We start from the raw sequence: 10,127 nt of genomic DNA, 5'->3' as shown, positions 1-10,127 counted from the left end.
GGCGCGGGGCGAACTGGCCGTCCACTGCGCTCAGCGCCAGCACCCGGGCTTCCGGGGCGTAACCGTCGAAGGTCTCGCCTGCGATGCGCAGCAACCGGTCGACGCCGGCGCTGTCGAAGGCGCTTTCCTTGTCCTCGCCGAACAGCACGGCGAGCACCGCACCGCTATCGCCGGCCAGTTGCCGGGCCAGGCCGAGCAGGTCCTTGTCGTGGCTGGACAGGCGGCCGCCGACCATGTCCGGCACCACGGCGATGATATGGCTCGGCTGCTCGACCAGGTGCAGCGGCAGCTGCACCACGGCGCTGGCCGCGCCGCGCTTCTGCCCGCCGCCCTGCTGGGCGCCGGAGCGGTCGATGCGCTTGATCCCGGCCGGGCCGATAAAGCCGGCGGCGATGGCATGGGGGTTCTTGCGGATCAGGCCGTTGGGGCCCATCCAGCTGGTCTGGTTCTGGCTCTGCATGGCCGCATGCAGCGGGTGCAGGCGGTTGCGCGCGATCCATTCGGCGCGCGGGTCGCGGCGGATGATGTCGCTCATGCCTGGGCCTCCTGGATGCACTGGGATTGTCGTTTCATCACTGCACCTCCGCCAGTTCACGCCTGGCTGCCGGCTTTTTTGCCGCCACCTCGGTGGGCTCGATCAGCACCTCGGCGACCAGTTCGGCGATGTCCTTGATTTCCGGGCGCGGGGCGACCACGCCTTCGAGCATCGCGGTGCACTGCGGGCAGCCCACGGCGACCAGTTCGGCGCCGGTCTCCTTGATGTCGACCATGCGCATGTCGGGGATGCGCTGCTTGCCGGGGATGTCGGTGATCGGCGCGCCGCCGCCACCGCCGCAGCAGCGCGAACGGAAGCCGGAGCGTTCCATCTCCTTCACCTCGATACCGATGGCCTTGAGCACGGCGCGCGGCGCCTCGTACTCGCCGTTGTAGCGGCCGAGGTAGCAGGGGTCGTGATAGGTCACGCTGCTGGCCTTGCTCTGGCCGAGGTTGAGCGACCCCTTGCGCACCAGCTCGTCGATAAAGGTGCTGTGGTGCAGCACCTGGTAATGGCCGCCGAGGGCGCCGTATTCGTTCTTCAGCACATGGAAGCTGTGCGGGTCGCAGCTGACGATGCGCTTGAAGCGGTACTTGCTCAGGGTGGCGATATTGCGCTTGGCCAGGTTCTGGAAGGTCGCCTCGTCGCCCAGACGACGGGCCACGTCGCCACTGTCGCGTTCCTCCAGGCCGAGCACGGCGAAGTCGACGTCGGCGGCCTTGAGCACCTTGACGAAGGCGCGCAGGGTGCGCTGGTTGCGCATATCGAAGGCGCCGTCGCCGACCCAGAACAGCACGTCGGTCTCTTGCTTGTCGGCAAGCAGCGGCAGGTTGAGGTCGGCCGCCCAGTTCAGCCGGCCGCCGGGGGCGAAACCGCCGGGGTTGTCGGTGGCGATCAGGTTGTCCAGCACCTCGGCGCCCTTGTTCGGCGTGGCGCCCTTTTCCAGGGTCAGATGACGGCGCATATCGACGATGGCATCGACGTGCTCGATCATCATCGGGCACTCCTCGACGCAGGCGCGGCAGGTGGTGCAGGACCACAGCGTCTCGGCATCGACCAGCGCCTTGCCATTGAGGTCGACGATGGGTTGGTGCGGGCCGCCGCTGTGCTCGCCGAGCGGAATGCCCGGGTAGGGGCTGCCGGCGAACTTGGCGTCGTTGCCACCGGCCAGGCCGATGACCATGTCCTGGATCAGTTTCTTCGGGTTCAGCGGCTGGCCGGCGGCGAAGGCCGGGCAGGCCGCCTCGCACTTGCCGCACTGCACGCAGGCATCGAAGCCGAGCAGCTGGTTCCAGGTGAAATCGGTGGGTTTTTCCACCCCCAGCGGCGCCTTGGGGTCGTCCAAATCCAGCGCCTTGAGGCCGGTGGAACGGCCGCCGCCGAAGCGTTCGGCGCGGCGGTGCCAGGCCAGGTGCAGGGCACCGGCGAAGGCGTGCTTCATCGGCCCGCCCCAGGTCATGCCGAAGAACAGCTCGGACACGCCCCAGGCCACGCCGACGGCCAGCACGGCGGCCAGAATCCAGCCGCCGAAATTCTCGGGGAGAATGCCCGCCACCGGCAGGGTGGCGATAAAGAAGCTCGCGGCGAACATCAGCAGGCTCTTCGGCAGGCGCATCCAGGGGCCCTTCGACAGCCGGCTCGGCGGGTTGCGCCGGCGCTTGGCGACGAACAGGGCGCCGACGAACATCAGCACCGTGGCCGCCAGCAGGGCGAAACCGAGGATGCGGTTATGCAGGCCGAAACCGTGCACGAGGATCGCCAGCACGGCCGCCAGGACGAAGCCGCCGGCGGTGGCGACGTGGGTCTTGGACATGTACTTGTCGCGCTCGACCACATGGTGCAGGTCCACCAGGTAGCGGCGCGGCATCTTCAGCAGGCCACCGATCCAGTCGACCTGGGCCGGTCGGCCGCGGCGCCACATGAAGAAGCGCTTGCCGGCACCGAGCACGGCCAGGCCGAGGGCGGCGAACAGCAGGATGGGCAGTAGGGTGTTCAACATCTCGTGGTCTCCTTCGCGGGACCGGAAAACAATGCGACCTGTAGGTTGGCGCTGAGCTGGCGAAGCCCAACGGGGAGCGCGTAGCGCTCCCCGTGTTCGGTCAATGCCGCAGGCCGGTTCTGCGAACCGGATCTTGGGCTTCGTTCCTCAGCGCCAACCTACGTCCGTCCAACCACCGAAGGCGTTGGCTTAAAAGTCCTTGCACAGCCGCAGCGCGTCGTAGATCGCCGCGTGGGTGTTGCGCTGGGCCACGCAGTCGCCGATGCGGAACAGCAGGTAGCCGTCGCCCGTTTCGGCCAGGCAGGGCTGCGGCTTGATCGCGAACAGCGCCTCGACGTCGATCTGGCCCTTGTTGCGCGAGCCTTCCTTCAGCGCGTAGTACAGCGACTCGTCCGGACGCACGCCGTTCTCCACCACCACCTGGTCGACCACGCGCTCTTCCTTGGCGCCGGTGTATTCGTTCTCCAGCACCGCCACCAGCTTGTCGCCCTCGCGGTAGACCTTCTCCAGCATCATATCGCCGGTCATGATCACTTCCTTGGGGTAGATGCTGCGGTAGTAGGTCGGGAAGCTGGTGCCGCCCATGGCCACGCCCGGCTTGATGTCGTCGGTGACGATCTCGACCTGCGAGCCCTTGTCGGCCATGAAGTCGGCCACCGACATGCCGGTGAATTCGCAGATGGTGTCGTAGACCAGCACGTTCTTGCCCGGCGCGACCTTGCCGTCGAGCACGTCCCAGCTGCTCACCACCAGGCCTTCGGCCGCGCCCCAGTGCTCGTTCTGCTCCAGGTACGGATGGCCGCCGTTGGCCAGCACGATGATGTCGGCGCGCATGTCCTGAATGGTCGCCACGTCGGCGGCGGTGCCCAGGCGCAGGTCGACGTTCAGGCGCGCCAGCTCCAGCTGGTACCAGCGGGTGATGCCGGCGATCTGGTCGCGCTGCGGCGCCTTGGAGGCGGTGGTGATCTGGCCGCCCAGGGCATCCTTCTTCTCGAACAGGGTCACGTCGTGGCCACGCTCGGCGGCGACGCGCGCCGCTTCCATCCCGGCCGGGCCGCCGCCGACGATCACCACCTTGCGCTTGGGCCCGGTGGATTTCTCGATGATGTGCGGCACGCCCATATATTCACGGGAAGTCGCGGCGTTCTGGATGCACAGCACGTCCAGGCCCTGGTACTGGCGGTCGATGCAGTAGTTGGCGCCGACGCACTGCTTGATCTGGTCGACCTGGCCCATCTTGATCTTGGCGATCAGGTGCGGGTCGGCGATATGCGCGCGGGTCATGCCGACCATGTCCACGTAGCCGCCTTCGAGGATGCGGGTGGCCTGGTTCGGGTCCTTGATGTTCTGCGCGTGCAGCACCGGCACCTTGACCACTTCCTTGATGCCGGCCGCCAGGTGCAGGAAGGGCTCCGGCGGGTAGCTCATGTTGGGGATGACGTTGGCCAGGGTGTTGTGGGTGTCGCAGCCCGACCCCACCACGCCGATAAAGTCGATCATGCCGGTGGCGTCGTAGTAGGCGGCGATCTGCTTCATGTCCTCGTGGGACAGGCCGTCCGGGTGGAATTCGTCGCCGCAGATACGCATGCCCACGCAGAAGTCCGGGCCCACCTCGGCGCGCACGGCCTTGAGCACTTCCAGGCCGAACTTCATGCGGCCCTCGAAGGTGCCGCCCCATTCGTCGGTGCGCTTGTTGACCCGCGGGCTCCAGAACTGGTCGATCATGTGCTGGTGCACGGCGGACAGCTCGACGCCGTCCAGGCCGCCTTCCTTGGCCCGGCGTGCGGCCTGGGCGTAGTTGCCGATCACCCGCCAGATCTCTTCCGGCTCGATGGTCTTGCAGGTGGCGCGGTGCACCGGCTCGCGGATGCCCGACGGCGACATCAGGGTCGGCCAGTTGAAGCCGTCCCAGCGCGAGCGACGACCCATGTGGGTAATCTGGATCATGATCTTGGCGCCGTGCTTGTGCATGGCGTCGGCCAGATTCTGGAAGTGCGGGATGATGCGGTCGGTGGACAGGTTGACCGAGCTCCACCATTCCTGCGGGCTGTCGATCGCCACCACCGAGGAACCGCCGCAGATGGCCAGGCCGATGCCGCCCTTGGCCTTCTCTTCGTAGTACTTGACGTAGCGCTCGGTGGTCATGCCGCCGTCGGTGGCGTAGACCTCGGCGTGCGCGGTGGACAGCACGCGGTTGCGGATGGTCAGCTTGCCGATCTGGATCGGCTGGAACATTGCTTCGAAGGCCATTACGGCATCCTCACGGTAAGCGCTCTAGCGGTGTGGGAGGCGCTCTAGCGGCTCTCCCACGCATTTCTTATGGGTGACTCAGAGTGGCCGGGTGACGAACAGGCCGTCGTCGTGGCCTTCCTCGGCACCGCTGTATTCCTGCACGGTAACGGTGCGGATCGGGCTGCCCTTGGCGGCGAGGATCTGGTCGATGGCGCCGGAGAACCAGCCGGTGAACATGTAGTCGACCTTGCGGTTCACCTTGCCGTACACGTAGACGAAGGCCGAGTGCTTGAGCTTGACCTCGGCGTAGCCGGTTTCCAGGTCGAGCTTCTGCGTTTCGAACAGGCCCCAGCCGCGCTGCGACAGGCGCTTCATGTAGTGCTCGAACACCGCGGCGCCCTCGAGGCCGTGGCACTCGGCTTCCTTCTCGCACCAGTGCCAGGCGGACTTGTAGCCGGCCTTGTAGAGGATCTCGGCGTACTTCTCGGCGCCGAGCACTTCCTCGATGCCCATGTGGTTGTTGACGAAGAAATGCCGCGGCACGTAGAGCATCGGCAGGGCGTCGGTGGTCCAGACGCCGGTTTCGTCGTCGACGGCGATGGGCATTTCGGGGGCGTGGGTGGCCATGTGTTCTAGCTCCAGAATTCGATTTGCAGTTGGCGCCGGCCTGTCTCGTAGGTTGGTGCTGAGCTTGCGAAGCCCAACACCCGGTTCGCAGAACCGCCAGCGGCGTTGTCGGTGAACTCGTGGCGCGCTGCGCACGCCTCGTTGGGCCTCGTTCCTCGGCGCCAACCTACGTGGCGCCGAGTAGCGGGATCATTCGCCCCAGACGTCCTTCAGCACGCGCACCCAGTTCTCGCCCATCACCTTGCGCACCACGCGCTCGGGCATGCCGCGCTTGAGCAGGGTCTCGGTGAGGTTGGGGAATTCGCCCACGGTACGGATGCCCAGCGGGTTGACGATCTTGCCGAAGTTGGTCAGGCGGCGGGCGTAGCCCTTGTCGTGGGTCAGGTACTCGAAGAAGTCCTGGCCGTGGCCCTGGGTGAAGTCGGTGCCGATGCCGATGGCGTCTTCGCCGACCAGGTTCATCACGTACTCGATGGCCTCGGCGTAGTCGTCGATGGTCGAGTCGATGCCCTTGGCCAGGAAGGGGGCGAACATGGTCACGCCGACGAAGCCGCCGTGGTCGGCGATGAACTTCAGCTCCTCGTCGGACTTGTTGCGCGGGTGCTCCTTCAGGCCCGACGGCAGGCAGTGCGAGTAGCACACCGGCTTCTTCGACTCGAGGATGACTTCCTCGGAAGTCTTGGAGCCGACGTGGGACAGGTCGCACATGATGCCGACGCGGTTCATCTCGGCGACGATCTCGCGACCGAAGCCGGACAGGCCACCGTCGCGCTCGTAGCAACCGGTGCCGATCAGGTTCTGGGTGTTGTAGCACATCTGCACGATGCCCACGCCGAGCTGCTTGAACACCTCGACGTAGCCGATCTGGTCCTCGAACGCATGGGCGTTCTGGAAGCCGTAGAGGATGCCGGTCTTGCCCTGCTCCTTGGCCTTGCGTATATCGGCGGTGGTGCGCACCGGCATGACCAGGTCGCTGTTATCGCGAATCAGGTTGTTGCTGGCGACTATGTTGTTGACCGTGGCCTGGAACCCTTCCCACACGGACACGGTGCAGTTGGCGGCGGTCAGGCCGCCCTTGCGCATGTCCTCGAACAGTTCGCGGTTCCACTTGGCGATGATCAGACCGTCGATGACGATGCTGTCGGCGTGCAATTCGGCTGGGCTCATCAGGCTTGTCCCCTGGGCGTATGACCGATCCGGAGCGTCGGTGCTTTGGACAGAGCTTATCCCTGGGGGGCGGGGCGACCCGGTGCAAAAACGACTGGGGGTTTGCCGAAAGCGTCAAGCCGAGGTCGCGAACGGATAAGCCGTCGCTCCGCCCGTTACCGCTTGGCCGGATGCAATCCGGGGAATCCGCGGCGCCTGGCCCCGGATTGCATCCGGTCTACGTCGGGTCTAGCCGACCGGCCGCTCATGGCGATCCTGGCTGGGACTGGCGGCGAAGTGCTGGCGGTAGCAGCGCGAGAAATACGACGCCGAGTCGAAGCCGCAGGCCAGGCCCACCTCCAGCACGCTGAGATCGCTCTGGCGCAGCAGCTGGCGCGCCTTGTCCAGGCGCAAGCCGAGGTAGAAGGCCGAAGGCGTGGTGTGCAGGTGGTGGCGGAACAGCCGCTCCAGCTGGCGCACGCTGACCCCGACCTGCTCGGCCAGCTCCTCGCAGGGCAGCGGCTGCTCGCAGTGGCGCTCCATCTCGCCGATCACCCGCACCAGTTTCTTGTTGTGCAGGTCGTAGCGGCTGGCGATCTGCATGCGCTGGTGATCCTGGCGGGTGCGGATGCGGCCGAGCACGAACTGCTCGGAGACCTGCACCGCCAGCGGTTCGCCGTGATCGCGGCCGATCAGCCCGAGCATCAGGTCGAGGCTGCTGGTGCCGCCGGCGCTGGTGATGCGCCGGCCATCGATCTCGAACAGCTCCTGGGTCACCTGCAGCTGCGGGTAGCGCTCGCAGAAGGCGTCGATCGCCTCCCAGTGCAGGGTCAGGCGCTGCTGCTCGAACAGCCCGGCCTCGGCCAGCACGAAGCTGCCGGTGTCGATGGCGCCGAGCACCTTGACCTCGCGTTCGCGGCGTTGCAGCCAATGGGCCAGGCGTTTGTCGTAATACGCCAGGGGCTCGAAACCGGCGACCACGAACAGCGCCTGGACCTCTTCCGGCAGCTCCAGCCCGGCCTCGACGTTGAGCGACATGCCGTTGCTCGCCGCCACCGCCTCGCCGTCCAGGCTGAGCAGGCGCCAGCGGTACAGCTCGCCGCGAAAGCGGTTGGCCACGCGCAGCGGCTCGATGGCCGACATCAGGCCTATCATCGAGAAACCGGGCAGCAGCAGGAAGGCGAAGGTCTGGGTCATGGGCAATCCGCCAGTAGGGTGCCCTCCATTAAGAAGCCAGGCGCCAGCGCCGCGCAAGATAAGGTCGCCATAGGTCAAGCAATGGTCGGCTAAGTGGGAATTTTCCCGCGCAGCGGCGCGTAAGGTGGCTCCATCGGGACCAATCGATCCCGCAACACGGTGGGGGCCGACCGGCCTCTAGAAGAACGAAAGCAAACCGCTGTGACACGATGAGGAGCACCCAGATGAAAGGTCTTACCGCGCTGGCCGCATGCTGCACCCTGAGCTTGTTCAGTTCCTCCCTGCTGGCCGCCGAAGATGCCAGTTGTCAGAAGGCACGTATCGGTCTGGTCGGCTGGACCGACGTGGTCGCCACCACGGCCGTGGCTGCAACCCTGCTCGAAGGCCTGGGCTATCAAACCACCCAGACCCAGGCCTCGCAGCAGATCATCTTTTCCGGCATCGGCAAGAAGCAGGTCGACTTCTTCCTCGGCTACTGGAAGCCGCTGATGGACGACAACATCAAGCCGTTCCAGGACAAGGGCGAAGTCAAGGTGCTCGCCGAGCCGGGCCTGAGCGACGGCATCTCCAGCCTGGCGGTGCCCACCTACCTGGCCGAGGCGGGCCTGAGAACCTATGCCGACATCGCCAAGTTCCGCGACCAGCTGGACGGCAAGATCTATGGCATCGACCCGGGCACCGGGGCCAACACCACCATCCAGAAGATGATCGACACCAACCAGTTCGGCCTCGGCGGCTTCAAGCTGGTGGAATCCAGCGAGGCGGCCATGCTCGCGGCGGTCAGTCGCGCGGTCAAGGCCAAGAAGCCGGTGGTGTTCTTCGGCTGGAAGCCGCACCCGATGAACATCAAGATGGACCTGACCTACCTCACCGGCAGCGAGGACGTGTTCGGCGCCGATGAAGGCCTGGCCACGGTATGGACCGTGGTCGCCCCGGACTATGCCCAGCGCTGCCCCAACGTCGACCAGCTGCTCCATAACCTGACCTTCAGCGCCGCCCAGGAAAGCGAGCTGATGGAGCCGATCATGGCCCGCGAGGATGCCAAGGCCGTGGCCCGTCGCTGGCTCAAGGACAATCCGCAGGACCTCGACCGCCTGCTGGCCGGGGTGACCACCTTCGACGGCCAGGAGGGCGTGACGGCAGTACGGGCCGCCCTCGACTGAGACGCGCCGCGGCGCCGCCTCCCTCTTCAACCATCACCTGCCGTGCGTGCGCCTCTGGCGGCGTACGGCACCCTTTCGCCTCGAATAAGGATGGAGATTCCATGAACTACGAAGTCATCGTCACCTGCGCGGTGACCGGCGCCGGCGACACCGTCGGCAAGCACCCGGCCATCCCGGTCACGCCCAAGGAAATCGCCGCCGCGGCCATCGAGGCAGCCAAGGCCGGCGCCACTGTTGCCCACTGCCATGTGCGCGACCCGCACACCGGCAAGCCGAGCCGCAACGTGGCGCTGTACCGCGAGGTGGTCGAGCGCATCCGCGAGAGCGACACCGACGTGATCATCAACCTCACCGCCGGCATGGGCGGCGACCTGGAAATCGGTCGCGGCGAGCAGCCGCTGGAATTTGGCGCCGGCACCGACCTGGTCGGCCCGCTGGAGCGCCTGGCGCATGTCGAGGAACTGCTGCCGGAAATCTGCACCCTGGACTGCGGCACCCTGAATTTCGGCGACGGCGACTTCATCTATGTCTCCACCCCGGCGCAGCTGCGTGCCGGCGCCAAGCGCATCACCGAGCTGGGCGTGAAGGCCGAGCTGGAAATCTTCGACACCGGCCACCTGTGGTTCGCCAAGCAGCTGCTCAAGGAGGGCCTGCTGGAAGACCCGTTGATCCAGCTGTGCCTGGGTATCCCCTGGGGCGCGCCGGCCGACACCACGACCATGAAGGCCATGGCCGACAACCTGCCGCCGGGCATCACCTGGGCCGGCTTCGGCATCGGCCGCATGCAGATGCCCATGGTCGCTCAGGCCATGCTGCTCGGCGGCAACGTGCGGGTCGGCCTGGAAGACAACATCTGGCTGGATCGCGGCGTGCACGCCAGCAACGGCCAGCTGGTCGAGCGCGCCATCGAGATCATCGAACGCCTCGGCGGCCGCGCCCTGACCCCGGCCGAAGGCCGCGAGAAGATGAAGCTCAAGCGCCGTTAACGATTTTCTCCCCTCTCCCACTGGGAGAGGGGCCGGGGGGGGGGGGCCTGTGTGCATCCCCCGTAGCCCGGAGGCAATCCGGGAAAACTTCACCTGCCATGCCCCGGATCGCATCCGGGCTACCGGAGTTCACCATGACCTTCGTCACCCATATCAAGACCTTCGCCGCCCTCGGCACCGGCGTGATCGGCGCCGGCTGGATCGCCCGCGCCCTGGCCCACGGCCTCGACGTGATCGCCTGG

Annotated in this window: 7 protein-coding genes and 2 pseudogenes; 3 read left to right on the top strand and 6 right to left on the bottom strand. The window is 66.4% G+C overall.

The features are described from left to right. The 6 genes and pseudogenes from N878_RS04245 to N878_RS04220 form a co-directional block, all read right to left on the bottom strand. A pseudogene (locus tag N878_RS04245) lies at nt 1-535 on the bottom strand (electron transfer flavoprotein subunit alpha/FixB family protein); the annotation flags it as partial. A 37-nt stretch (nt 536-572) separates the two neighbouring features. After that, complete coding sequence (dgcB, locus tag N878_RS04240) at nt 573-2,534, bottom strand: dimethylglycine demethylation protein DgcB (protein WP_021442444.1); 1,962 nt, start codon at nt 2,532-2,534, stop codon at nt 573-575. 189 nt (nt 2,535-2,723) lie between these two features. After that, complete coding sequence (gene dgcA, locus N878_RS04235; RefSeq protein WP_021442443.1) at nt 2,724-4,784, bottom strand: dimethylglycine demethylation protein DgcA; 2,061 nt, start codon at nt 4,782-4,784, stop codon at nt 2,724-2,726. Between the two features lie 78 nt (nt 4,785-4,862). Next, nucleotides 4,863-5,393, bottom strand: coding sequence for a DUF5943 domain-containing protein (locus N878_RS04230; protein ID WP_021442442.1), 531 nt, complete (start codon nt 5,391-5,393; stop codon nt 4,863-4,865). 189 nt (nt 5,394-5,582) lie between these two features. Then, nucleotides 5,583-6,560 (bottom strand): dipeptidase, encoded by a 978-nt coding sequence (locus N878_RS04225; RefSeq protein ID WP_021442441.1) that lies wholly within the window; start codon nt 6,558-6,560, stop codon nt 5,583-5,585. A 228-nt stretch (nt 6,561-6,788) separates the two neighbouring features. Continuing rightward, nucleotides 6,789-7,736 (bottom strand): GlxA family transcriptional regulator, encoded by a 948-nt coding sequence (locus N878_RS04220; RefSeq protein ID WP_021442440.1) that lies wholly within the window; start codon nt 7,734-7,736, stop codon nt 6,789-6,791. 224 nt (nt 7,737-7,960) lie between these two features. On the opposite strand from N878_RS04220, the gene choX reads away from it, so the two are divergent. The 3 genes and pseudogenes from choX to N878_RS28285 form a co-directional block, all read left to right on the top strand. Further along, the gene (gene choX, locus N878_RS04215) at nt 7,961-8,899 is read left to right on the top strand and encodes a choline ABC transporter substrate-binding protein (protein WP_021442439.1); all 939 of its coding nucleotides are present in this window, start codon (nt 7,961-7,963) and stop codon (nt 8,897-8,899) included. Nucleotides 8,900-9,000: 101 nt separating this feature from the next. Continuing rightward, the gene (locus tag N878_RS04210) at nt 9,001-9,885 is read left to right on the top strand and encodes a 3-keto-5-aminohexanoate cleavage protein (RefSeq protein WP_021442438.1); all 885 of its coding nucleotides are present in this window, start codon (nt 9,001-9,003) and stop codon (nt 9,883-9,885) included. Nucleotides 9,886-10,019: 134 nt separating this feature from the next. Next, nucleotides 10,020-10,127, top strand: a pseudogene (locus tag N878_RS28285) (L-carnitine dehydrogenase); the annotation flags it as partial.

Origin of the sequence: Pseudomonas sp. EGD-AK9, from assembly GCF_000465935.2 — a bacterium.
Lineage (GTDB): Bacteria > Pseudomonadota > Gammaproteobacteria > Pseudomonadales > Pseudomonadaceae > Aquipseudomonas.
This window is presented reverse-complemented; position numbering and strand designations above follow the sequence as displayed.

What these genes read in the sequence shown, in the direction of transcription:
- dgcB (WP_021442444.1), bottom strand. Translation starts at nt 2,534, where the DNA reads ATGTTGAACACCCTACTGCCCATCCTGCTGTTCGCCGCCCTCGGCCTG.
- dgcA (WP_021442443.1), bottom strand. Translation starts at nt 4,784, where the DNA reads ATGGCCTTCGAAGCAATGTTCCAGCCGATCCAGATCGGCAAGCTGACC.
- N878_RS04230 (WP_021442442.1), bottom strand. Translation starts at nt 5,393, where the DNA reads ATGGCCACCCACGCCCCCGAAATGCCCATCGCCGTCGACGACGAAACC.
- N878_RS04225 (WP_021442441.1), bottom strand. Translation starts at nt 6,560, where the DNA reads ATGAGCCCAGCCGAATTGCACGCCGACAGCATCGTCATCGACGGTCTG.
- N878_RS04220 (WP_021442440.1), bottom strand. Translation starts at nt 7,736, where the DNA reads ATGACCCAGACCTTCGCCTTCCTGCTGCTGCCCGGTTTCTCGATGATA.
- choX (WP_021442439.1), top strand. Translation starts at nt 7,961, where the DNA reads ATGAAAGGTCTTACCGCGCTGGCCGCATGCTGCACCCTGAGCTTGTTC.
- N878_RS04210 (WP_021442438.1), top strand. Translation starts at nt 9,001, where the DNA reads ATGAACTACGAAGTCATCGTCACCTGCGCGGTGACCGGCGCCGGCGAC.